At 67.7% G+C, this 24,064-nt stretch carries 21 protein-coding genes; 17 read left to right on the top strand and 4 right to left on the bottom strand.

Features of this window, described 5'->3' with window-relative positions:
- The first annotated feature begins 11 nt into the window (after positions 1-11).
- From FHW64_RS14035 to FHW64_RS13955, 17 genes are read left to right on the top strand one after another with little or no spacing between them, the layout of a single operon-like run.
- Positions 12-752 carry a hypothetical protein gene (locus FHW64_RS14035; protein WP_184527108.1) on the top strand — a complete coding sequence of 247 codons (741 nt, stop codon included), beginning with the start codon at positions 12-14 and terminating at the stop codon, positions 750-752.
- Positions 749-1,546, top strand: coding sequence for a hypothetical protein (locus FHW64_RS14030; protein ID WP_184527106.1), 798 nt, complete (start codon positions 749-751; stop codon positions 1,544-1,546). The genes FHW64_RS14035 and FHW64_RS14030 overlap by 4 nt, the downstream gene beginning before the upstream one ends.
- Entirely contained in the window at positions 1,543-2,760 is a 1,218-nt protein-coding gene (locus FHW64_RS14025) for a Pvc16 family protein (RefSeq protein WP_184527103.1), read from the top strand. Before FHW64_RS14030 ends, FHW64_RS14025 begins: the two co-directional genes overlap by 4 nt.
- Positions 2,757-4,742, top strand: a complete 1,986-nt coding sequence (locus FHW64_RS14020) for an ATP-binding protein (RefSeq protein ID WP_184527101.1) — start codon at positions 2,757-2,759, stop codon at positions 4,740-4,742. Before FHW64_RS14025 ends, FHW64_RS14020 begins: the two co-directional genes overlap by 4 nt.
- A complete protein-coding gene (locus FHW64_RS14015) occupies positions 4,739-4,954 on the top strand; it encodes a hypothetical protein (protein ID WP_184527099.1) in 216 nt (71 codons plus the stop codon). The genes FHW64_RS14020 and FHW64_RS14015 overlap by 4 nt, the downstream gene beginning before the upstream one ends.
- A complete protein-coding gene (locus FHW64_RS14010; RefSeq protein WP_184527097.1) occupies positions 4,951-5,622 on the top strand; it encodes a hypothetical protein in 672 nt (223 codons plus the stop codon). Before FHW64_RS14015 ends, FHW64_RS14010 begins: the two co-directional genes overlap by 4 nt.
- Before the next feature lie 3 nt (positions 5,623-5,625).
- The gene (locus FHW64_RS14005; protein WP_184527095.1) at positions 5,626-5,913 is read left to right on the top strand and encodes a LysM peptidoglycan-binding domain-containing protein; all 288 of its coding nucleotides are present in this window, start codon (positions 5,626-5,628) and stop codon (positions 5,911-5,913) included.
- 2 nt (positions 5,914-5,915) lie between these two features.
- On the top strand, positions 5,916-7,052 hold the full coding sequence (locus FHW64_RS14000) for a hypothetical protein (protein ID WP_184527093.1): 1,137 nt from the start codon (positions 5,916-5,918) through the stop codon (positions 7,050-7,052).
- Entirely contained in the window at positions 7,049-7,546 is a 498-nt protein-coding gene (locus tag FHW64_RS13995; protein WP_184527091.1) for a phage baseplate assembly protein V, read from the top strand. The genes FHW64_RS14000 and FHW64_RS13995 overlap by 4 nt, the downstream gene beginning before the upstream one ends.
- Positions 7,546-7,866, top strand: coding sequence for a hypothetical protein (locus tag FHW64_RS13990; RefSeq protein ID WP_184527089.1), 321 nt, complete (start codon positions 7,546-7,548; stop codon positions 7,864-7,866). Before FHW64_RS13995 ends, FHW64_RS13990 begins: the two co-directional genes overlap by 1 nt.
- The gene (locus FHW64_RS13985) at positions 7,866-8,225 is read left to right on the top strand and encodes a GPW/gp25 family protein (RefSeq protein WP_184527087.1); all 360 of its coding nucleotides are present in this window, start codon (positions 7,866-7,868) and stop codon (positions 8,223-8,225) included. Before FHW64_RS13990 ends, FHW64_RS13985 begins: the two co-directional genes overlap by 1 nt.
- Before the next feature lies 1 nt (position 8,226).
- Complete coding sequence (locus FHW64_RS13980) at positions 8,227-10,695, top strand: putative baseplate assembly protein (RefSeq protein WP_184527085.1); 2,469 nt, start codon at positions 8,227-8,229, stop codon at positions 10,693-10,695.
- Positions 10,692-13,481 (top strand): putative baseplate assembly protein, encoded by a 2,790-nt coding sequence (locus FHW64_RS13975; RefSeq protein ID WP_184527083.1) that lies wholly within the window; start codon positions 10,692-10,694, stop codon positions 13,479-13,481. The genes FHW64_RS13980 and FHW64_RS13975 overlap by 4 nt, the downstream gene beginning before the upstream one ends.
- Positions 13,478-15,499, top strand: a complete 2,022-nt coding sequence (locus FHW64_RS13970) for a hypothetical protein (RefSeq protein ID WP_184527081.1) — start codon at positions 13,478-13,480, stop codon at positions 15,497-15,499. Before FHW64_RS13975 ends, FHW64_RS13970 begins: the two co-directional genes overlap by 4 nt.
- Positions 15,500-15,518: 19 nt before the next feature.
- Entirely contained in the window at positions 15,519-18,458 is a 2,940-nt protein-coding gene (locus FHW64_RS13965; RefSeq protein WP_184527080.1) for a DUF6519 domain-containing protein, read from the top strand.
- Positions 18,451-19,155 carry a hypothetical protein gene (locus tag FHW64_RS13960; protein ID WP_184527078.1) on the top strand — a complete coding sequence of 235 codons (705 nt, stop codon included), beginning with the start codon at positions 18,451-18,453 and terminating at the stop codon, positions 19,153-19,155. Before FHW64_RS13965 ends, FHW64_RS13960 begins: the two co-directional genes overlap by 8 nt.
- Entirely contained in the window at positions 19,152-20,057 is a 906-nt protein-coding gene (locus tag FHW64_RS13955) for a RimK family alpha-L-glutamate ligase (RefSeq protein ID WP_184527076.1), read from the top strand. The genes FHW64_RS13960 and FHW64_RS13955 overlap by 4 nt, the downstream gene beginning before the upstream one ends.
- A gap of 107 nt (positions 20,058-20,164) precedes the next feature.
- On the opposite strand, the gene FHW64_RS13950 is transcribed toward FHW64_RS13955, so the two are convergent.
- The 4 genes from FHW64_RS13950 to FHW64_RS13935 all read right to left on the bottom strand — a co-directional run bounded on the left by FHW64_RS13950 (position 20,165) and on the right by FHW64_RS13935 (position 24,057).
- A complete protein-coding gene (locus FHW64_RS13950) occupies positions 20,165-21,034 on the bottom strand; it encodes an NAD(P)-dependent oxidoreductase (RefSeq protein ID WP_184527909.1) in 870 nt (289 codons plus the stop codon).
- A gap of 65 nt (positions 21,035-21,099) precedes the next feature.
- The gene (locus FHW64_RS13945) at positions 21,100-22,134 is read right to left on the bottom strand and encodes an ABC transporter substrate-binding protein (RefSeq protein WP_184527074.1); all 1,035 of its coding nucleotides are present in this window, start codon (positions 22,132-22,134) and stop codon (positions 21,100-21,102) included.
- A 13-nt stretch (positions 22,135-22,147) separates the two neighbouring features.
- Entirely contained in the window at positions 22,148-23,026 is an 879-nt protein-coding gene (locus FHW64_RS13940) for an ABC transporter permease (RefSeq protein WP_260303813.1), read from the bottom strand.
- Positions 23,023-24,057 carry an ABC transporter substrate-binding protein gene (locus FHW64_RS13935; protein WP_184527072.1) on the bottom strand — a complete coding sequence of 345 codons (1,035 nt, stop codon included), beginning with the start codon at positions 24,055-24,057 and terminating at the stop codon, positions 23,023-23,025. The genes FHW64_RS13940 and FHW64_RS13935 overlap by 4 nt, the downstream gene beginning before the upstream one ends.
- Positions 24,058-24,064 lie beyond the last annotated feature (7 nt).

Here is a 24,064-nt window from a genome sequence, read left to right as displayed (position 1 = left end):
GCGCCTCTGCCATGAGCAGCCTGGCCGATTCCGATCTGCTTCACGTGTGGGAAACCATGCGGCGCCAGACGCTTCCGCGCCGCGCGGCGGCGCTGCTCGCTGTAGCCACGCCGGGCATGACGAACGCTCAACTGGCCGGCATGAGCCTCGGCGAGCGGGAACGCCGGCTGCTGGATCTGCATGCGCGATGCTTCGGCGCGCGGCTGTCGTGCGTGGCGGACTGCGTGGAGTGTGGCGAGACCTTCGAATTCGAACTCGATGCCCGCACGCTCTCGTCGGGATGGCCGACACCGGCCGAAGTCGCGCAGCCGCTGTCGATCGAAGCGCAAGACTTGCACATCGACATCAGCCTGCCGACCGTGGCGGACAGCATCGTAGCCAGCGACGAACATGACGCTGCGCATGCCTACAGAACCCTGCTGCAACGCTGCCTCGTCTGCACGACGCAGAGCGGCGACCCCGTTGCGCCGGAAGCGTTGCCGCCTGCACTGTTGCAGGAAGCAGCCGCGCGGATGGAGTCCGCCGATCCTGCTGCGGAACTCCTGATCTCCATGCCCTGCCCCGCGTGCGAGGCCGTCCTGACCGAGCCGCTCGATCTCGCCGCCTTCTGCTGGGCCGAAGTCGAAGCCCGCGCGCCGCGCCTGTTGGCAGAAGTCCATGCGCTGGCCTCGCACTACGGCTGGAGCGAAGCGGACATCCTCGCGATGAGCCGCGTCCGCCGCGATGCCTACCTGGAAATGGTGTCGTCGTGACGGGCTACCTCGACCGGCTTGCAACGCGGCTCGTCGAGCCTCGGAGCCACATCAGGCCACGGCCGCTTTCGCGCTTCGAGGCGGTCGATGCGCCTGCAGCCATCTCGGAAGACATCGGCACGAAGGACGCTGACACTTCGCTCGCGCCGTCGGAGCGCGCGCAGCCGTCGCGTGTTGCAGTCGATCGGCGCGATACCGTTCACGACGCGCCATCGAAAACGCCGCCGCCCGCAAAGTTCATCGAGACCCCCGAGGAAGAACCGCACAGGGCTCCCGTTGCGAACGTCCCGCGTTCCATGCCTTCCGCGCTCGATGCCCCGACGACTGAAACGCAGCAAGGTCGTGCGCCGTCACGGCACGCGCCTTTCGTGCCTGCGCCGGAAACCAGAGAGGCTCCTCGCTTGCAATCGTCAGCATCGCGCAGCGCCATGCCAACGGGCACGACGACACTTGCGGAGCCCTCACCGACGGCGAAGGAACCCGTTGGGCCGCCAGCCATCGAAGAGCGCATTTCGCCTTGGCGCGCTCCGCTTGAGCACCCTGCGGAGCCCGCGATCGAAGCACGCGCGACAACGCAGGCACCTCTGCCCGCGACCACACCCGCGCCGCGACAGCGCGCCAAGCCCGAAGCGCAGGTCGACGACAGCCCGTCCGTGGTTCAGGTGACGATCGGAAGGCTTGAAGTCCGCGCACCCGAGCCACCGCGCCGGCCCTCCGCGAAGCCGACGCGCGCCGCGCCGCGAATGAGCCTGCAGGACTACCTGCAGCGCCGCAGCGAAGGACGCGCCCGATGAGCAACGCGCTCGCCATCGCCAGCGTGACCCGCGGCCTGCGTGCATTGGTCAACCAGGCCTTGCAGGCGCCCCTGCCCGCCAACCTCCCGGCCGACACGCTGCCCACGACGCAGATCCAGGTGACGACGCTGCCGCTCGACAAGGTGCGGACCTTCTCGGCGAACGGCAACGTACTCAACCTGTACCTCTACAGCACGGTGCCAAATCCGGCGCTGAGCAACGGCCTGCCTCCACGCGGCGGGCCTGCGGGTGGCGAACCGCCGCTGGCGCTCAACCTGCACTACATGCTCACGGCCTTCGGGCAGGACGACAACGAACTCATCGCACAGTTGCTGCTGGGGCGCGCCATGCTGGCGTTGCACGACAACCCGCTGCTGATGCCGTCGGACCTCGCCGATGCGTTGGGTGCGGCCGATGTGCAAGGACAGATCGAGCGCGTACGCATCACGCCGCACTCGCTCGGCTTCGAGGAAATGTCGAAGCTCTGGATGGCCTACCAGACGCAGTACCGCCTGTCTGCCGCATACGAAGCCTCGGTCGTGCTGATCGACAGCGCAAAGCCCGCCAAGGTGGCTCCGCCAGTGCGCAGCGCGAGCATCGTGGTGTCGCCCTTCCGCACACCGGCGATCGAACAAGTGACACCCCAGGTCGCGGCGCCGGGTGCGTTGATGACGCTCGCGGGCTGGAACCTTGGTGCGCCGAACACGCAGGTCGTCGTGGCGGGGCTACGGGTCACGCCTTCGACGATCGGCGATCGCACGCTCTCCTTCACGCTGCCCGTGGGCGTGCCGGCCGGCGTGAACACCGTGCGGGTCGTGCAGGAAGTGCCGTTGGGCATGCCCCCTGTGGTGCACCCGGGTGTGGGTTTCGAGTCGAACGCCGCGGCTTTCATGCTCAGCCCGAGCATCACCACGGCCTCGCCGATCAGCGTCGCGCGCGGTTCGGTGTTGCAGCTGTCCGTGGCGCCTGCGGTGGGGCGTAGCCAGCGGGCCGTGCTGCTGCTGGATGACCAGCAGATCGCATCCGCGCCCCACGCGCCGGGTGACCCGGACATCAGCAACACAGTCTCCTTCCCGATCCCGGCGGCATTTGTCGCGCGCAGCTACCTCGCCCGGGTGATGGTCGACGGCGCTTGCAGTTCACTCGTGACGGATACGAATTCCGCCAGCCCGACCTTCAACCAATACGTCGCCCCGAAGGTGACCCTGACATGAACGCCGGCGCCACCCCCCTGCAAAGCAACGAGCTTGCGCTCGGCGCGGCGCTTGCATGGCTGCGCGATCGCCTGCAGCGGTTGGCCGGGCACCCGGAGCCTTCGGGCCAAGGCGATGCGGATGACCTCGTTCCCGTGCCGACGCTCGTCGTCCTCCAGCAACGACTGGGACTTTCGAACTTCGAGCGCAACGTGCTGCTGCTCTGCGTCGCGGCGGCGCTGGACACGCGCATCGGCGCGCTCTGCGCGCAGGCACTCGGCGAGTCCTCGCGGCCGAGTCCGAGCTTTGCGCTGGCGATGGTGCTGTTTGACGATCCCGCATGGGAAGCTCTCTCGCCCGACCGGCCTCTGCGCTACTGGCATTTGATCGATGTCCATGCCAGCGGTGCGACGCCCCTGACGATGAGTGCGCTGAGGGCAGACGACCGGATCGTCGACTACATCAAGGGCCTCAATCGTCTCGATGAACGCATCGCACCGGCGCTGCTGTCGATCCCCACGGACGGCCTGCAATCGCTGCCGCCTTCGCAGCAGTCCGCTGCGGACACCCTGCTCGCATTCGTCCGCAGGTTCGCCGAAGGCGGGCCCGCACCGACCCTGCAATTGACAGGCATCGATTCGACGAGCAAGCAACTCGTGGCCGCCCATGTTGCCGCGAGCGTGGGATTGCGCCTCGAGCGCATCGGTCTCGCTGCGCTGCCGACGCAGAGCGTCGATCTCGACGACTGGTGCAGGATCTGGCGTCGCGAATGCCTGCTGATGCCCCTCGCGCTCTACATCGATGCGCATGACGTGGCGCCGGGAGAGTCCTCTGAAGCGAGTGCCGCCGTGCTGGGCCGCGTCCTCGACCGGCTGCGCGAACTGGCCTTCGTCGCGACGCGGGACGCTCACGCGCTCGGCGCCGGTGGCCGCGAAAGTCTTCTCGTGATGGCGATCGACCGGCCCACGGCCACCGAACAGACGCAGGCCTGGATCGACCTGCTCGGCGAAGAGCGTGAGCCGCTTGCGTCGCGCCTGGCGAGCCAGTTCAACTTCAACCTGCCGCAGATCGCTTCCATGGCACGCAGCGCCGGGCTTTCGGACGAAAGCGATCCGCGCGACGCCGACGTCGACACAGTACTGTGGACAGCCTGCCGTCAGAGCGCGCATTCGAAGATGGACCTGCTCTCGCAGCGCATCCAGCCCAAGGTCGACTGGGACGACATCGTGCTTCCTGAAGATGCGATGTCCTTGCTGCACCAGATCGTGGCGCAGGTCGCCTTGCGCCGAAAGGTCTACGGGGACTGGGGCTTCGAGCGCAAGATGAGCCGCGGCCTCGGCCTGAGTGCGCTGTTCCACGGCGAGAGCGGCACCGGCAAGACGATGGCCGCGGAAGTGATCTCGAATGCGCTCGCGCTCGACCTCTATCGCATCGACCTGTCGGCGGTGATCAGCAAGTACATCGGCGAGACCGAGAAGAACCTGCAGCGCATCTTCGATGCGGCGGAAGACGGCGGCGGCATCCTCTTCTTCGACGAGGCCGATGCACTCTTCGGCAAGCGCAGCGAGGTCCGCGACAGTCATGACCGCTACGCGAACATCGAGACCAACTATCTGCTGCAACGCATCGAGGCGTTCAGGGGTTTGGCGATCCTCGCGACGAACCTCAAGGGCTCGCTCGATTCGGCGTTCATGCGGCGGCTGCGCTTCGTCGTTCCATTCACCTATCCCGGTCCGCGCGAGCGTGCATTGATGTGGCGGCGCGCCTTCCCGGCCGACACGCCGACCGAAGGGCTCGACGCGGAGCAACTCGCGCGCCTGGACTGCACCGGCGGAAGCATCCACAGCATCGCGCTGAACGCCGCCTTCCTCGCAGCGCATCGCGGCACCAGCGTGACCATGGAACTGGTCCACCAGGCCGCGCGCAGCGAGCTTCTGAAGCTCGGCCGACCCATCAACGAAGCGGATTTCCGGCCTGCGGCCACGCAAGGAGCGCACGCATGAAGAAGATCGAACTGCGCATCGACCGGCTGGTCATCGATGCGACAAGTGGCCCCGCGCTGAATCGCGAGCAGCTGGCGCACGCGGTGTCGCAGGCGCTCGCGCAGCGCATCGACACGCAACGCGCCCCGGCGTCGGGCCAGCGCATCGAACACCGCATCGCCGCCGCGGTTCATCAGGCCATTCCCGGCACATCGCGCGGAGGCCAGTCATGAGCAGCTTTCCCGGTTCGCCACGGCTCGTGAAAGGCGCGATCGTCGGCATCGATCCGTTCAATCCGCTCGCGAGCATCATCACTTTCCAATACAACCCGGACACCATGACGCGCCAGATCGAGGCGCAGACGACGCGCTCGGATGACGGCGACCGTGGCGAAGCCCTGCGATTGAAGGGCGCACCGGTCGAGACCATCTCGCTCGATGTCGAGCTCGATGCCACCGATCAGCTCGAACAGGCGAACCCACTCGCCGTGAGTTCCGGCATCTACCCGCAGCTCTCGGCGCTGGAGATGCTGGTCTACCCCAAGAGCAGCCTCGTGATCGCCAACACGGTGCTGCTGGCCGTCGGCACGATCGAGATCATTCCGCCGGCCGCACCCTTCACGCTGTTCATCTGGGGGCCGCAGCGCGTACTGCCGGTGCGCATCAGCACCTTCTCGATCACCGAGGAAGCCTACGACGTCAACCTCAATCCGACGCGCGCGCGCGTGCAGCTCGGCCTTCGTGTGCTGAGCTACAACGATCTGCCGATCACGCATCCGGGCTATGCGCTCTTCCTCGCGCACCAGGTGGCCAAGGAAACGATGGCCACGCTCAACACGGTCGGCAATGCGTCGGCGTCGGGTTCGCTGTCGTTCAGCGGCAGCGTCAGCACGGGGATGTAGACCATGGCCACGACCAGCCGCTATGCCAATCTGCCGGTGCTGACCCACGTGGGCGCGGATGGGCGCGTCGTCAGCTACCTGAGCCGACGCTTTCTGCCGCCGGGCAGCAGCATGCCGCTCATGGTGGGTGTGACCGTGACGCAGGGCGACCGACTCGACCTGATCGCCGCGCGCACCTTCGGCGACCCGGAGCAGTTCTGGCGCATCTGCGACGCCAACCATGCGCTCGATCCCTTCGAACTCACTGCGACGCTCGGCCGCGTGCTGCGCATCGCATCGCCACAGTTCTGAGCATGGACTTCCTCGGCATCCACCTGACCTTGCTCATCGGCCCTTCGGTGCCGGTGCCGGCGCCCATGGTGCTGATGGAGGCGCTCGAGGAAGTGGAGGTGCACACGGGCGACGAGCGCTCGGGCTTCCAGATCCGCTTCCAGGTCGGGCGCTCGGGGCCAGCCGACCTCGTCGACTACGCGCTGCTCGCCAGTCCGCTGCTGCAGACCTGGAACCGGGTGATCGTAATCGTCACATTCAATGCCACCCCGCGCGTGCTGATGGATGGCTTCGTCACGCAGCGCGAGTTTTCGCCGAGCGACGAGCCCGGTCGCTCGTTCGTGACCCTGACGGGTGACGACGTGAGCGTGAAGCTGGACCTGGAGGAAAAGAGCGCGGAGCACGTGGGCCTCGACGATGGACTGGTCGCGCTGAAGCTCATCGGCAGCTATGCCGAGTACGGCCTTATTCCGAACCTGATCCCGCCGCCGGTGATCGATCCACCACTGCCCATCGACCGCGTGCCGGTGCAGATGCGCACCGATCTCGAACACCTGCGGTTCCTCGCGCTGCGTCATGGCTATGTGTTCTACATCGTGCCGGGGCCCGTGCCGATGACGAATACGGCCTACTGGGGACCACCCGTGCGCGCCGGGCTGCCGCAGAGCGCGATCACGGTCAACATGGGGCCGAACACCAACGTCTCCGACTTCAGCGTGCACAGCAACGGCCTCGGGCCGACGCAGGTGAGCGGCAAGGTGCAGGACCGCCTGACCAACCAGGAGTTGCCGATCCGGCTCTTCGCGAGCCTGCGGCCGCCTCTTGCTGCACTACCCGCGTGGCTGGTGGACCAGCCGAACGTGCGCACCACGCAGTTCCGCGAGACGGGCATCGACGGCATGCAGGCCTATGGGCGCGCACAGGCGCTGCTGGAGGACTCGATGGATCTGGTTGTCGCCAACGGCGAACTCGATGCGCTGCGCTACGGCGACATCCTGCAGCCGCGTGGGCTGGTGGGCGTGCGTGGTGCGGGCTACCTGCACGACGGCCTCTGGTACGTGAAGAACGTCAAGCATCGCATCCGCAAGGAAAACTACTCGCAGTCGTTCACGCTCGCGCGCGAGGGCTGGGGATCGACCGTACCGGTGGTAAGAACATGAATCCTTTCTACGGCAAGTACCGCGGCAAGGTCGAGAACAACGTCGATCCGATGATGCTCGGGCGCGTGCAGGTCAGCGTCGCGGCGGTGCTCGGCGACGGCACGCTGTCGTGGGCCCTCCCCTGCTCGCCCTACGGTGGCTCCGGCGTGGGCTTCTTCGCGGTGCCGCCGGTCGGCGCCAACATCTGGGTCGAGTTCGAGGGTGGCAATCCCGAGCAGCCGATCTGGAGCGGATGCTTCTGGGGCGCGGGCGAAGTGCCCGCGATGCCCGCAGTCGCGGAGATGAAGGTCTTCAAGACCGACTGCATCAACCTCCAGATGAGCGACCTGCCCGGCGTGGGCGGCTTCATCCTGGAGGTGAGCCCTCCGGCAGTCGCGGTGCCGCTCAAGCTCACGCTCGATGCGAACGGCATCAAGCTCGCGATGGCGGCATTCAGCATCGCGATCGGGAACACGGGCGTGTCGATCAACGACGGCGCGCTGGAGGTGATCTGATGCCCGGCTTCCTACTCGACCAGACTTCGATGGTGACCTGCATGCATGCCGGCCAGGCGAAGGCGACCGTGCCCTTCCCGCGCGTCACGTTGAGCAAGCAGGCCGTGGTGACGCAGACCTCGGCCTACATGGTCTCGGCCTGCGCCTTCAATGTGTCCGGCGCACCGAGCCCCTGCGTGAGCGCGATGTGGACGACCGTGGCGACACGCGTCAAGGCCGGCGGTGCGGCCGTGCTGCTGGTGGACAGCCAGGCGCAGTGCGTGCCCAACGGCACCGGCGTGCTGATCGCACCGTCGCAGATCCGCGTGAGGGGGATGTGATGCAGCTCGGCTATCCCTACGGATTCGACGCGCAGGGCCGCACGGCGCAAGCCGCGGGCGACGACCACATCCGCGACCTCATCGAGCAGGTGCTCTTCACCGCGCCGGGCGAACGCGTGAACCGGCCGACCTTCGGCACCGGCCTCGCGCAGTTGCTCTTTGCGCCGACGAGCCCTGAACTGGCCACTGCGACGCAGTTCCTGGTGCAAGGTGCGCTGCAGCAGTGGCTGGGCGACCTCATCAAGTTCACAGGCGTGCAGGTGGAGAGCGTGGACAGCACCGTGACGGTGACGGTGCAGTACGTGGTGCTGGCAACGCAGCAGCGCATGTCGGCGGAGTTCACCCGAGGTGGCGGTTGAGATGAACCAGACGATCTGCTGCGACGCCCAGCGACGCATCGACGTCGCCAACTCGACGACGCTCAACGGCATCGACTTCGTCGAGGTCGTGGATGTGGGCGCGCAGTTCCAGCAAGGCCTGCGCGTGCATTTCCTGCGCACCCCGCCGCCTGCCGGCATCACGGCGGCCAACGTGCGTGTCAGCGGCGGGGAGCGCTTCACCGGCATCGTGGTCGACCAGGCGCCGACCTACGACGGCAACGTGCTGGTGCTACACGTCAACCAGCCGGGCGACTTCTCCACTTACACGCTTCAGCTCGTGCAGCCTGACGGCAGCGGCCTGCCGTTGACGGGGATGGACCCGGTGCTGGCGTCGGCGCAGTTCTCGTTCAAGGTGGATTGCCCCTCGCCCTTCGACTGCCAGCCTGCCGCGACATGCGCACCGACCGTGACCGCCGTGCCGGAACTCAACTACCTCGCGAAGGACTACGCGGGCTTCCGCCAGCTCATGCTCGATCGTCTCGCCACGCAGGTGCCGGGCTGGCAGGAAAGCCATGTGGCCGACCTTGGCGTCGCGCTGGTCGAAATGCTTGCCTACGTCGGCGACTACCTGAGCTATCAGCAGGATGCGGTCGCGACCGAGGCTTACCTCGGCACGGCGCGGCTTCGCACCTCGGTTCGGCGACATGCACGCCTCGTTGACTACTTCATGCAGGAAGGTTGCAGCGCTCGCGCCTGGGTGCAGGTGCAAGTGCAGGCGGACAACGTGACGCTGCCCGCGCACACGCCGATCCTCAGCGGCAAGACGGGCATGGCGCCGGTGGTTGCGAAGGCCGGCTACGCAGCCGCGCTGGCCGCCCGGCCGGTGGTGTTCGAGACGGCGCATGCCGTCACGCTCTTCCAGGCCCATCAGCAGATCGGCTTCCACACCTGGGGCGACCGTCGCTGTGCGCTGCCACGGGGCGCAACGCGGGCTACGCTGCGTGGCCGTTTCCAGCAACTGAAGCCCGGCAACGTGCTGGTGTTGGAGGAAGTCCTCGGGCCCGAGACGGGGCTGGCAGCGGACGCCGACCCGACCCACCGGCAGGCGGTGAGGCTGATCAGCGTGACGATCAACGACGCCAAGGGCCAGCCGCTCCAGGATCCGCTCTACAAGCAGCTCGTCACGCAAATTGCGTGGGCCCCCGAGGATGCGCTCGCCTTCCCGCTGTGCCTCTCCGCGCGCATCAGGAAGAACAGCACCGAGTCCGACGTGAGCGACATCAGCGTCGTCCGCGGCAACATCGTGATGGCTGACCACGGACAGCAGCTTGCAGTGGCAGAGGCCATCGGCGAAGTTCCGCAGCCGACGCTCTTTCGCGCGCCAGTGGCCACGGGCACGATGTGCACCACCTCGCAACGCGAGCCCGTACCGCCGCGCTTCCGTCCCCGTCTGGCCCAGTCGCCGCTCACGTGGACGGTGTCTTTCGATCCCACCGATACCAGCGCGTCCGCATCGGCACTGCAGCAGCCCGACGCGGCGAGCGCGGTGCCGGCGATCCAACTCACCGGCAAGCTCGAAGGTCAGTCGGTCGACTGGTTCGCGCAACAGGATTTGCTCGGAAGCCACGCAGACGATCCGCACTTCGTCGTCGAGCCCGATGACGCGGGCGCGGCATGGCTGCGCTTCGGCGACGGCACGCACGGAAGGCGGCCCGCGCCCGGTACGCAGTTCAGCGCCAACTACCGCACCGGCACGGGTGCCGTCGGCAATGTCGGCGCCGGAACGCTGGTGCGCATCGTGACGGACGACCCTGCCATCGTCGGCATCCGTCAGCCGCTGCCAGCGAGCGGCGGCGCCGAGCCGGAGAGCATTGCCTCGGTGCGTGCCAAGGCGCCCTATGCGCTGCGCACGCCGCAGCGCGCAGTCACGACCGACGACTACGCGCGCCTCGCCACGAAGCTCCCCGGTGTGCAGAGCGCGGCCGCCACGATGCGCTGGACCGGAAGCTGGCGCAGCGTCTTCATCACAGTCGATCCCTTCGGCGGTGGTTCGCTGGATGCGGCAGCGGAGTCGCGCCTTGCGCAGTCGCTCGATAGCCTGCGCATGGCTGGTCACGACCTCGAGATCGAGGCCCCGATCGCGGTGCCGCTGGAGATCACGATGCAGGTCACGGCGCGGCCGGAGTACTTCCGCGCGGAGGTGTCGCAGGCGCTGTCCGAGGTGTTCAACAGCCGCGTGCGGGCCGATGGCCGGCTTGGTCTTTTCCATCCCGACAACTTCCGCATCGGGCAGGACGTGTATTCGAGCCCGCTGTATGCGGCGGCGATGGCGATCGACGGGGTGGCATCGGTGCAGATCACCACCTTCCAGCGGCGCGGCGAACCGGGCCGCGCCGCGCTCGATGCAGGCGTGTTGCCGATCGGGCGGCTCGAAGTCGCGCGCCTCGACAACAACCCGGACTTTCCGGAACGCGGCGTCTTCAGCTTTGTCGTGCGAGGTGGGAAATGAGTACGGCGCCGACGTCTCTGGATACCTGCGGCGCGTGTGCCGGTACTTCGCCGCAGACGCCGGGCGTCGTGACGAACCGCGCGGGCCTGTCGTCGGTGAGCTATCGGGTCGGAACGCAGCCCCTCTTCAAGGAGAGCATGCAGGCGCGCCTCGGCACGCTGCCCGAGCTGCGCACGCGCGACCCCGGCGACTTCACGCTCGGCTTGATCGACGCGTGGGCCAGCGTGGCGGACGTGCTGAGCTTCTACCAGGAGCGCATCGCCAACGAATCCTTCCTGCGGACCGCCACGGAACGCCGATCGCTCGCGGGCCTCGCGGAACTGGTCGGCTATGTGCCGCAACCCGGCGTAGCCGCGGGCACCTGGCTGGCCTTCACGATGATGCAGGCGCCCGGAACGCCGGGGTCGCCGTCGACGTCGGTCGACATTCCCGCCGGCACACGCGTGCAAAGCATTCCGCTGCCCGGTGGCTTGCCGCAGACCTTCGAGACCACCGAGACGGTGCCGGCGAGGGTCGAGTGGAATGCCTTCCGCCCGAGCCTGACCGTCGAGCAGACCGTGGATGCCGACACCACGGATGTCCTGCTGAACGGCGTGTCGAGCGGCTTGAAGGCGGGCGATAGCGTGATCGTCGCGCCCGACGAAGCAGGCAGCCGCCCGGTGCTGCGCACGGTGTCTGGCGTGACGCCGATGGCGGCCGAGCAGCAGACGCGGATCACGCTGCGCCCGGCGATCTCCGGCGCACAGGTGCCGGCGCCCGCCCCACCCCCGCCGCACAAGTTGCGTCCGCTGATCGCGCTGGAGTCGCTGCGCATCGACACGGTGCCGCTCCACATCGCGACCACTTTCGCGGCGCCTCGCAACTGGTCCTTCGTGACGCAGCAGGTGCTGGCCGCGAAGACGCCTTTCATTGCGCGCGCGGACGACCTGAAGGTCTTCGGATGGCGCTTCGGTCTCAAGCTCACCCACTTGTTCAGGACCCTCGCCGCGTGGTCGCCACCGGCCGCGCCGAGTGTGTATGCCTTGCGCGCGAAGGCCTCGCTCTTTGGCTACAACGCGCCCGATCCGCGCAGCCTGCCGGCCGCCATCGCCGGTGCGTACAAGGACGACATCAGTACCGGCGGCGACTGGCAGCCGCCCACCGACACGCTGGACCCGCTGCTCGATGCCACCTATGCGCGCATCGCACCCGGTGGCTTCGCCGCGCTGAGATGGAGCGACAGCGACGGCGACCACTGGGTCGTCGCCAACGTCGATGGTGTGGCCGAACACGGCATCGCCAAGTACACGATGAGCGGCAAGGTCACGCAGTTGCGGCTGTCGGTGGTCGGCCAGAGCGACAGCGGGCCGGTGTCCGTCAGCTATCCGAACTTCAGCAGCTACCGCGGCGCCACCCTGCAGGCTGAAAGCGAAGCGCTCCCGCTCGCACGCCTGCCGAATGAGGACCCGTTGCCGGCCGGCAGCCAGATCGACCTCGACACCTGGGTCGATGGCCTCTACGCCGGCCAGCGCCTGATCGTCACCGGCGAATTGGACGACTCGCCCGGCAATGTCGCGAGCGAGATGGTGCAGATTCAGTCGGTCGAGCACGCAATCGGCGCCGACGGCGGCACCACGCTGACGCTGGTCAGTGCGCTGACGCAGGCCTATGTGCGAAAGACCGTCACTATCAATGGCAACGTGGCAGCCGCCACGCATGGCAGCGCAGTGAGCGAAGTCGTCGGCAGCGGCAACGCGAGCGTGCCGTCGCAACGCTTCACGCTGCGGCAATCCCCGCTCACCTACGTCAGCGCGGCGACGCCGAGCGGCGTGGCATCGACCCTCGCGCTGCGTGTGAACAGCGTGCGATGGCGCGAGGTGCACGACTTCTACGCCAGCGCCCCCGGGGACCGCGTCTATGTCGCCCGCCTCAACGATGACGGCAGCACCAGCCTCACCTTCGGCGACGGCGTCAACGGCGCACGCCCGCCGACTGGCACCGAGAACATCGTCGCCAGCTACCGCAAGGGCATCGGCGCGGTCGGCAATGTTGCGGCGGGCCAGCTCACGCTGCTGCAGACACGGCCGCTCGGCGTGCAGGGGGTCATCAATCCGACGCCAGCCACAGGCGGCACCGACGCCGAGACGGCGGACGACATCCGCATCAACGCTGCGCTCGGCCTGAGCACGCTCGGCCGCATCGTGTCGCTGCAGGACTACGAGGACTTCGCTCGCGCCTTCGGGGGCATTGCCAAGGCACTCGCTACCTGGACCTGGCACGGGCAGACCCGCGGCGTCTTCCTCACGGTTGCTGGCATCGGAGGTGCGGGGGTTGAGCCGGATGGTGCCGTGTTCGGCAACCTGCTCTCCGCGATCGGCGACGCCGCGGAGCCGGGCGTGCCGGTGAAGTTGAGCAGCTACCGGCGCGGGGCCTTCACGTTCAGCGCGAACCTGATGGTCGACCCGGCCTGGGACATGGATGCGGTCCTGGCCGCCGCGCAGCAGGCCGCGCGCGATACGTTCTCTTTCGCACGTCGCAGCTTCGGCCAGCCGGTGACGCGCAGTGAAATCATCGCGCTGCTGCAAGGCGTTCCGGGCGTGGTGGCGGTGCAGGTCTCCGCGCTGCGGCGCACCGACACCGCCCTCTTCGTCGCGGCCTCGCGCCTTGCGGTGCTGCGCGAAAACGCGCAGATCGATGCGGCATTGCCCCAGGTGGGCTCCGATGCAAGCGTCCTCGCCGCCGAGTTGCTGACGCTCGACCCGAGGCCGCTCAATCTCGTGGCTACCTGGGCGGAGGCACCCCCATGACACTCGACGGCGCAGCCCTCCTTCAACTGCTGCCTGCGATCTACAGGCTGCGCGACGCCGACCAGGGCGGTGCGCTCGCGCGGCTGCTCGACGTGCTGGCCGAGCAGGTGCAGGTGCTGCAGGAAGACCTCGCGCAGCTCTATGACGACCAGTTCATCGAGACCTGCGCCGACTGGGTCGTGCCCTACATCGGCGACCTGATCGGCTACAGGCAGCTCAACGGCGTGACCGCGACCGTCAGCAGCCCGCGCGCGGAGGTGGCCAACACGATCAACCTGCGGCGCGGCAAGGGCACGATCACCGTGCTCGAACGACTGGCGCGCGACGTCACGGGCTGGGACGCCCATGTCGCCGAATACTTTCTCGGGCTCGCGGTCACCCAGTGCGTGAAGCACGTGCGCGCAGGTGCGGGCGGCACGGTCGACATGCGGCGCCAGCCGGTGCTCGAGCGCATCGGTTCGCCCTTCGACAGCGCGGCCCATACGGCCGAGGCGCGCGGGCTTGGGGGCGGCGGACGCTGGAACCTGCCGAACGTCGGCATCCATCTGTGGACGCAGGAAAGCGCTGGCCTGTCGCAGGCCACGGCTTTCGCGCTGGACGACCTGCGTTTCTTCTTCAATCCGCTCGGCACCGACACGCAGTTGTTCAACCGCCCGTTGCCCTTGCCCGCCGATGCGCCGCTGGCCCGCGAATCGAATCTGCCGGTGCCGATCAGCCGCCGCGCGTTTGCGGCCGCGATGAACAGCTTCTACGGAGCGGATCTCTCGTTGTTCATCGGCGGTGTTCCGGCGGCCACGGTGCTGCTGTCCGCGGACCTTTCCGACCTCGACGCCGCAGGGACGAAATGGGCCCACGTCCCCGCGCCGGGCAGCGTGCTGATCGACCCGCAACGCGGACGCATCGCATTTGCCACCGCACCACCGAAGCCGCTGCAGGTCTGGTTCCATCGCGCCAGCGAATCCGACATCGGCGGGGGCGAGTACGAGCGACTGTCGACGCTGTCGCTGGGCCTTCAACCGGTGGTCGAGGTGCAGTCCGCCAGCGGGAGCGTGCAGACGGCCATCACGGCTGTCGCGTCCGGTGGCGCGGTGCAGTTTCCGAGCAGCGCCACCTGGGCGGAGACGCCTTCCGTCGCGCTCGCGGCCAATGCCGTCGTCGAACTGCGTGCCGCGGACCAGACGCGACCAGTCCTGCAATTGGCGGGCGAGTTGAAGATCAGCGGCGCGACCGGGTCCGAGCTGACGCTCAACGGGCTGGTCATCAGCGGCGGCGCCTTGCATCTCGCGGCCACGGCGAACGGCCAAGGGATCGACACGCTGAGGCTGGTGCATTGCACGCTGGTCCCCGGCTCGACGCTCAAGAGCGACGGCAGCGCGGCGCGCCCCGGCGCGACAAGCCTGATCGTCGAGACCAAGGGCACGAAGGTCGAACTGGACCATTGCGTGGTCGGTGCGCTGCGCATCGCCGCGGAGTGCAACGTGCAGCTCACCAACTGCATCGTCGATGCAGGCGACCCCGCTTCGGTGGCGTATGCGGCTGTCGATGGCGATGCTGCCGGTGGCGCACTCCAGGCCACCGACTGCACGCTGGTCGGCCGTGTCCACAGCGCGGCGATCACGTCGGCGTCGAACTGCATCTTCCACGCGCGCACGAGCCTCTCCGGCGGCGGCACGCCGTGGGCCGGGCCAGTCTGGTCCGAGCGGCGGCAGGAGGGATGCCTGCGCTTCTCGTACCTGCCGCTCGAATCGAGCGTGCCGCGCCGCTACCGCTGCCAGCCCGCGGCGGCGGCGGATGCGAGCCGCGTCGTGCCGCTTTTCGATTCGCTTCGCTACGGCGACGCTTCCTATTGCCAGCTCGCCCGGCGCTCGGCGCACGAGATCCGCACAGGCGCGGACGACGGCGCCGAGATGGGCGTCCACCACGAACAGATGGCTCAGCAACGCGAGAGCAACCTGCGCCTGCGCCTGGCGGAGTACCTGCGCGTCGGACTCGACGGCGGCCTGCTCTTCGCCGACTGAGCCCAGGAGGAGGAATCACATGAAAGCCGACTTCAGCCGCAATACCTTCGATCCGCGCAAGCACTACAGCCTCGTGCTGCAGCAGCAGGGCCGGGTGCAGGTCGACGCCGACTGGAACGAGCAGCAGCTCATCCATGCCCACCAGCGCGAGCGCGTCGGGATCGACGTGATCGGCCCGAGCGGTGCACCGCAGTCCAATCCGGGCTTCGGCCTGGGCTTTACCGCCGACGGCAGCGACCTGACGATCACGTCGGGCCGCTACTACGTGGACGGCATCGCGTGCGACATCGAGCCGGGCGAGAGCCTCGTCTTCACCAGCACCGGTGACAACAAGGCCCAGGTGGCCCTCGCGCGCGCGGACCTTGCCGACTTCCGCGTGGGCCAGTGGGTGGTGGTGAACGTCACGGCGGACACGTCGCAGATGCTGCGCGTCACCGCCGTGGCGGTCTCCGACGGTTCGCTCACGCTGACCTTGGGCGCTGCGATCACGCGCCCGCCGACGCCGGCTACGGGTGCCTTCAACGGCGTGCTCCGGCGCATCACGACCTACCTGACGCAAAGCGACTTTCCGGGGCCCGATTTCGCGACGGCCGCGGCTGGTGCCAACCCGGCCACGCTCTCGCTGCCCAAGGGGCTCTACGTTGCCTACCTCGATGTCTGGCATCGGCTCGTCAGCGCGGTCGATGACCCGGCCATCCGCGAGAGCGCGCTCGGCGGTCCGGACACGGCCGTGCGCACCAAAACCATCTGCCAGCTCAAGCTGCTCGCAGTTACACCGCCCGCGACTGATGCGCCGGCCTGCGGAACGACCTTCCCCGAATGGGACGCGCTGATCGGCCTTGGCAGCGGCGCGCTTTCCGCCCGCTCGGCACCTTCGCAGGGGCAAACGGGCCCGTGCCTGATTCCGCCCGGCGGAGGCTACCGCGGTCTCGACAACCAGCTCTATCGGGTCGAGATCCATGCCGCCGGCGCCGACGGCAGCGCGACCTTCAAATGGTCGCGCGACAACGGCAGCGTGGTCACGCACATCCGGTCGTTCAACGGCAGCACGCTGACCGTCGACAGCACCGGCCCCGACGATGCACTGGGGCTGGCGAACGGCCAGTGGGTCGAGATCTTCGGCGACGCCGACGAGCTGCACGGCAGGCCCGGGCAACTGATCCAGATCGCCACCGTGCAACCCGCCACTTCGACGGTGACGTTTGCCGCGTCGCCCACGCCGATCGATCCCGCGCTGAACCCGAAGATGCGGCGCTGGGATGGCGGCGCGACCGTGGTGCCTGCCGGTGGCGGCGGCTGGCTGGAGCTCGAACTCGGCGTGCAGGTGCAGTTCACCGCGGGCCAGTACGCCACGGGCGACTACTGGCTGATCCCCGCACGCTCGGGCGCCACGGCCAGCGTCGAGTGGAACCATGCCGTCCCGCAACCGCCGGGCGGCGTCGTGCATCACTTCGCCCGCATCGGGCTGGTGCGCTGGGCCGGCGCCGTCGCCGGCAGCCTGATCACGGATTGCCGCCGCAACTTCGCGCCATTGACGCACGTGCCGCCGGCGCTGCATATCACCGGGATCAGCTGGCAGAACGACGATGTGCTGTCGCTGTCGCAGTTCGTGGCCGGTCTGTCGATCTCGATGGATGGGGCGCCGATCGGGCAATACAGCATCAACATCGACCCGGGAACCGGCACGCCGACGCCGACCAATGTGGCGCTGATGACTGCTTCGGACAACTCGATGATCGTCACCGTCGAAATTCCGACACCTGTGCCGAACCAGCCCGCCAATGCCCAGCCACCACTGACGATGCCTGTGCCAGTGGTGCTGCCCGGAAATCCGATCACCTGGCAGGCGAAGACCAATACCCTGCTGTGGGTTCCGAGCCCTGCGGCCCAGAGCGTGGTCAACGCATTGAGCGGCGGGCAGGCGCGCGTCCGCGTGCGCATGAAGGGCAATTTCATCTGGGGCGATCTCGGCCAAGGGCGGCTCTATCTGGACGGTGAAGTGCGCGGCCAGCCCGGTCTGAGCGCATCGCGCACCAACAGCCTGCGCACGGACCTGAGCTTTCCTTCGGGCTGCGGCCGCCGCCACAGCGACTTCGAGAGCTGGTTCACGCTCCAGCTTGCTGCGACGCCGGTCTCGCTGCGCAGCTTCGGCCTCAACGCCACGGTGCTGCTCGGCGACGGCACGATGACCGGGCAGGTCGTCCTCGCCAGCGTCGCGCAGTCGCCGGTGACCGTGACGCTCGCGGCCACGAGCGCGCCGAACATTCCGGTGGTGCTGAACGGCGGCAACCCGCTCACGATTCCGGCCGGCCAGACCACCGGGACCTTCCCGATCACGGTGTCGGCACCGACGTCGAGCAGCGTGGTCAACGTGACCGCCAGCGTGCCGGCCATCCCGAACTCGCAGTTGACGACTTCGCTCACGACGAACTTCACCGTCGTGGTCCTCGCTGTGGCCGTCTCCCCACCGACTGCACTGCTGCTCACCGGCACCTCGCAGCAGTTCACGGCCAGCGTCAGCAGCAGCGGGGTCGCCATTCCGGGCGGTGTCGACACCGGCGTGACCTGGAGCTGCAGTGGCGGCTCCATCAGCGCCTCGGGCAACTACGTGGCACCGGGCGGCGAAGGCGTGTTCAACGTGGTAGCGACGAGCATTGCCGATCCGCGGCGCAAAGCCCAGGCTGCGGTGACGGTGCGCGTCAAGGGCAAAGACAAGGACAAGGACAAGGAGGCGTCTGCCGACAAGGCCGTGCGCATCGACAAGGTGGCGCTCGCCGAGAAGGTCCGCGACGTGGTGCTGAGCCCGGCGGTGGCCGCCGGCCCAGTGGTGGCGGGCCCTGTGATTTCGTCGCCGGTGATCCTGCAACGCTCCTTCATCGCACCCGCGCAGCGGCCGGACGTCGGTACGCCGGCCGCACCGCCCGCGCCCACCGACCCGAACAAGAGCGACGGTGGCTGAGCGGCCGCTGCTCGTGCTCGCCGACGAGCAGGATGTTGCGGCGCAGGCCTTCGTCGCACGCCACCGCAAGGACGGCGCGCGCCTGCTGAAGCCCTCGGATCTGTCGCGTGCGGGCTGGTGCCATCGCGTGGGAGATCCGGCCGCTTCCGTCGCCATGGTGGAGGGTCGCGCGGTTCCCGCGTCGATGCTTCGTGGCGTGGTCACCCGGCTCGCGGCTATCTTGCCGACGCAGCTTCCTCACGTGGCTGAGGCCGATCGGAACTACGTGGCGAGCGAGATGAGCGCTTTCCTCGGTGCGTGGCTCTCGGCGCTGTCGTGCCCGGTGATGAACCGCCCCTTCGTTCCGTCGCTTTCGGGCCCGGCGTGGACCCGTGAACAGTGGGCGAAGCTGGCGCTCGACCTGGACATTCCTGCCATCCCGGTCCGGCGCGAGGTGCGACCCGGTTCACCCTTGCCGACCCTGCAACCCGTGCCGGAAGGCTGCGTCCGCTTCGACGTCATCGGCCCGACGATCCTCGGCCAAGGTCATCTGCGACTGCGAGCCCATGCGCGGCGGCTGGCCGACGGTGCCGGCATGGCGATGCTAGGCGTGCTCTTCGATGCGGAGGACGGCGACGCACGCTTCGTCGCCGCCGACCGCTGGCCCGATCTCTCCGATGAGGCCATCGGCGAGGCCTTGATGGAATGCATGCCATGAGCGGCCCGGTCCTCCTGTGGGGATCTCCACTCGATCTGCCCATCGCCTCTGTCTGCACCGCGCTGAGCCGGCTCGGGACGCCGATGTTCCTCGTCGACCAGACGCGTGCCGAAGAGACGTCGATCGGCATCGAGCTCGACGGTGCTCCCACCGGCTGGGTCCAGGTCGGCGATCAGCGCTGCGAACTGGACCGCATCCGATCGGCCTACGCGAGGCCGCAGGACTCGGCGCGCAACGAGCACGCGGCCGCGATCGACGAGGCGCTCGGCTGCTGGCTCGAAATGACACCGGCACTCGTCGTCAACCGGCTCTCCACGATGGGGTCGAACAGTTCGAAGCCCTACCAGGCGGCACTGATCGCGCAAGCCGGCTTCGCGGTGCCCGACACACTCGTGACGAACGATGCCGATGCGCTTCACCGGTTCTGGAAGCGCCATGGCAACGTCATCTACAAATCCTGCAGCGGCGTGCGCAGCATCGTTTCGCGCCTCTCGGCGGACGAGGCGGACCGGCTTGCGCATCTGCCCACCTGCCCGACCCAGTTCCAGGAATACGTGCCCGGGACCGACTACCGCGTACACGTGATCGGCAACGAGATCCACGGCCATGCGATCGATTCGGATGCCGACGACTATCGCTATGCCGGCGCGGCCGGCGTCCGGTTGCGGCGGTGGCAAGTGCCCGACGATCTCGTGCCCCGCCTGCGCGCCTTGGCTGCATCCCTGGGGCTCGTGATGGCCGGGATCGACCTGCGCCGCAAGCCGCAGGGCGAGTGGGTCTGCTTCGAAGTCAATCCCTCGCCGGGGTTCACCTTCTACGACGACGAGGATGAAGCGCCGCTCGCGCGCGCCACGGCGCGTTTGCTCAGCGAGGGTTGTGTGGAGACGGACAGCGGTGCGTAACTATTTGATTTCTAAAGGTTTTCACCAAGAAATCAGATTTCGGCGATTTGCAGTGAAAAAGTGATCCGCACGCCGACGCGCCGCTGAGAACATCCCGCTAGTCGCCCTCAGGCTTGGCCAAGAATCGCCGGCAACTCCGGCACTAGCGCCTCGGGCGCCCGCTCCAGTGCCAGCTCCAGCGTCGACAGCACCGCCTCGGCGATCGCTCTGTGCGTGCCGGCATCCGCGGCCATGGTGTTGTAGTAGTCCAGGTCCTTGCGCGCGTTGGCGACGGAGAAGCGCAGCCCGGACACATCGCCGCTCAGCAGGAAGGGCTTGAGCCGCTCCAGCGCGATGCCGCCGCCGCCGCCCTTTGCAAGCACGTCGACGAACGCGTCAGGAGCAACGCCGTTGCGCTGCGCGCACGCAGCGGCCTCCGACAGCAGCGTGACCATGCCGAGCGACACGTAGTTGTGCAGCAGCTTCATGCTGTGGCCCGCGCCGACCGGACCCACATGCGTGATGTTCTCGGCAAAGCACTTCAACAGTGGCCGGCACTCCTCGAGCAGCCCGGCATCGCCGCCGACCAGCAGGTTCAGGCGGCCCTCGGCGGCTTCCTTGGGCGTGCGCGTCATGGGGCTGTCGAGAAAGCGACCGCCGGCGGCCTCGACCGCCTTCGCCATGCGCGTGCTCGACGAGGGGATCGCGGTCGAGCAGTCGATCACCACTGCGCCCGGCTTGAGGCCCTCGAGGATGCCGCCCGCGCCCTGCAGCACCGCTTCGACCTGCGGCGAGCCGGTGAGCACGAGGATGATCGCGTCGGACTGGGCGGCCAGCTCCTTCAGGCTCGTGTAGGTGGTGGCGCCCGCGGCCTTGAGGCTGTCCAGCGGCTGGTTGCCCGGGTGCTCGAACAGGCCGAGCGCGTAGTCCCGCTTGACGATGTTGCTCGCGATGCCGTGGCCCATCATGCCGATGCCCACCATGCCGATGCCCACCATGCCGATGCTCTTCATTGATTCACCTTTCAGGATCGTTGTCGTCGATTTCAACCATGCGCAGCGACTCAGTTCGAACGACGTTCGGCCGCGAAGCGCTTCAGGTATTGTGGATCGACTGACTGCTGGATCACATTGAGCGGAATCGGCTCCGGGATGGTCTTGGTGGTGTTGAGCACTTTCATGGCTAGCGCCAGCTTGCCGACCAGCCCGGTTTCGGTCGCGACCATCGAATGGGGCGACTTCGGGTCGAGCTGCTCGGCCAGCGTCGGCCGCTGCATGTAGACGCGCTCGACCGCGGCCTTGGCGACCTCGGGCGTAAGCGACAGCCGCTTGACCAGCGCATCGACCGCCAGCTGCGGGTTCTTCGCCACCGCATCGGCTGCTGCGGCTTCGATCTGCAGCAGCTTCACGCCGACCTCGGGGTGCGCCTTCAGAAACTCGGGCCGCGCCGCAGTCATGCGTGGGCAGACGCCACCATCGGGCGTGTATTCGGGATCCCAGCTCACGACGCGGAAGCCTTCGGCATCGAGCGATGCCGAGTACGGCGACCACGCAATGCCCGCGTCGATCGACTTGCTGAGGAACGAGTTGCGCAGCAGCGGCGCCGCAAGGTTGACCACGTCCATCTTGGCGTAGTCCATGCCGACCTTCTGCGCCATGAGATAGAGCGCGACCTGCGCGCAGGTGCCCGATGCGACGGCGATCTTCTGCGCCTTGCCGATGTCGCGGAAGGACTTGATCGGGCTGTCCTTGTTGACCACGAGCCCTTCGCCGGTGGCGTCGTTCGAGTTGATGTAGAGGATGCTCAGCGGGATCTTCTGCCCCAGCGCAAAGGCCAACCCGAGACCCGCCGTCACCACGTCAAGGCTCTCGCTCTTGAGGCCGGCGATCAACGGCGCGCCCGACGGGAAGGTGAAGAACTTCGGCTTGATGCCCGCCTTCTCGAAGAGACCGAGATCCTGCGCGACATACAGCGTCACGTGGTCGGCGGTGGTGTAGCCGTAGTTGACCTCGACCGGTGCCCCTTGTGCGTGGGCTCCACCGGCAATGAAGCTCGCGGCCGCAACGACGCCGGCGAGCAGGTGTTTCCATGCCTTCATGGCGATCTCCTATTCAACGGCCCTTCCAGTGCACGATTCGCGCTTCGAGCCAGTTCAGCGCGAGATTCATCGCCAGGCCGATCGCGCCGATGAGCGCGATGCCGATGAAGACCACCGGGATGCGGAAGAGCAGCGCCGCGTCCGAAATCATGAAACCCAGCCCGCTCTGCGCGCCGACCAGTTCGGCGGCCACCACCACCGCCCAGCTCAGCGCGAGCGCGACCTTGAGCCCGGTGAAGATCTGCGGCAGTGCGCCCGGCAGCACGATGCGCGCAAACGTCTGCCAGCGCGTGAGGCCGAGCGACTCCGAGGCGCGGCGATAGGCGATCGGGAAGTTGGCGGCGCCCGCATGCGCGTTGGCCTGCACGTAGTTGAACGAGACGAAGAAGATCAGCACGATCTTGCCCAGCTCGCCAAGACCGAAATACAGCACCGCCATCGGGATGAACGCGATCGGCGGGATCGGCCGGATGAAGGCCATGATCGGCGAGATCATCGCGCCCGCGCGGCTGTTGTAGCCGGTGAAGAGGCCCAGTGGCACACCCACCAGCACACCGGCGGCGAAGCCGGCCAGCGTGCGCAGCAGGCTCACCTTGATGTGCTCCAGCAGCGGCTGGCCCTGGTAGCCGTCCCGGATCAGCTCCATCAGCGTGCCCCACAGCGATTCGGGCGTGGGCAGGTAGCCGGGCTTGATGAAGCTGGAGTGCGAGAGCGCGGTCCAGATCACGATCAGCAGCGCGACCGAGACGATCGAATAGACCACGTTCGGCACCTGCCGGCGCTCGCGCGGCTCCGGTTGCGGCGGCGTCGATGTGCTCGCGGAGGGCCTGATGCTTGCCGGCTCGACGCTGCGCATGCCGGCCATGTCTGTTGGGGCGGTCATGGTGTTCATTTCGGGTTCTGCTTGAGGAAGGCGAGGATGTACGCCGGCTCGATCGCGTCCTGGATCTTCGCGAGCGGCACCGGTTCGGCGATAGCTTTGGTGGCGTGCAGCACTTCGCTGGCGAGCTTGAGCTTGCCGGCAAGGCCGCCTTCCTTCGACGTCATCGAGTAAGGCGACTTCGGGTCCGCCTGGTCGGCGAAGCTGGGCACACGGCCGCAGCATTCCCGCTCCAGCGTGGCCTTGGCGACCTCGGGCGTGACGCCGAGTCGCTTGACGAAGGCATCGACGCCCAGTTGCGGGTTCTTCGCGAGCGCTTCGCGAGCCATCGCTTCGACCTGCACCAGCTTCAGGCCCACTTCCGGGTGCTTCTTCAGGAAGTCCGGCCGCGCGGCGGTGAGGCCGGGGCACACGCCGCCTTCGGGCGTGTAGTCCTCGTCGAAGCTCACCACCGGAAATCCCTCCGACTGCAGCTGCAGCGAGTAAGGCGGCCACGCCACACCCGCATCGATCGAATTGCTCAGGAAGGAGTTGCGCAGCAGCGGCGCCGCGATGTTGACCACGTTGAGCTTGCTCCATTCGATGCCGGCCTTCTGCGCCATCAGGTAGAGCGAAACCTGCGCGCAGGTGCCCACGGCGGCACCGACCTTCTTGGCCTTGCCGATGTCGCGAAAGCTCTTGATGCCCGACTTGGGATCGACCACCAGCCCTTCGGCGGCCGAGTTGTTGGCTTCCCAGAAGATGAACTTGAGCGGGATGTCCTGCCCCAGCGCGAAAGTGAGCGCGAGGCCTGCCGTGACCACGTCGAGACTCTCGCTCTTGAGGCCCGCGAGCAGCGGCGCGCCGGACGTGAAGTTGAAGAACTTCGGCTTGAGGCCCACCTTCTCGAAGAGGCCCAGGTCTTGCGCGACGAAGACGGTGACATGGTCGGCCGTCGGAATGCCGTAGTTGAATTCGATGGGTGCCGCGCCCTGCGCGCGGGCGCCGCCGGAGATCATGAGGAGGGATGCGATCGCGCAGCCGATCAGCTTCTTGAGGCTCATGTCGTCC

This window comes from Variovorax sp. Sphag1AA (assembly GCF_014192575.1).
GTDB lineage: Bacteria > Pseudomonadota > Gammaproteobacteria > Burkholderiales > Burkholderiaceae_C > Variovorax.
The sequence above is the reverse complement of the archived record's forward strand: the minus strand, read 5'-3'. Positions and strand labels throughout refer to the sequence as shown.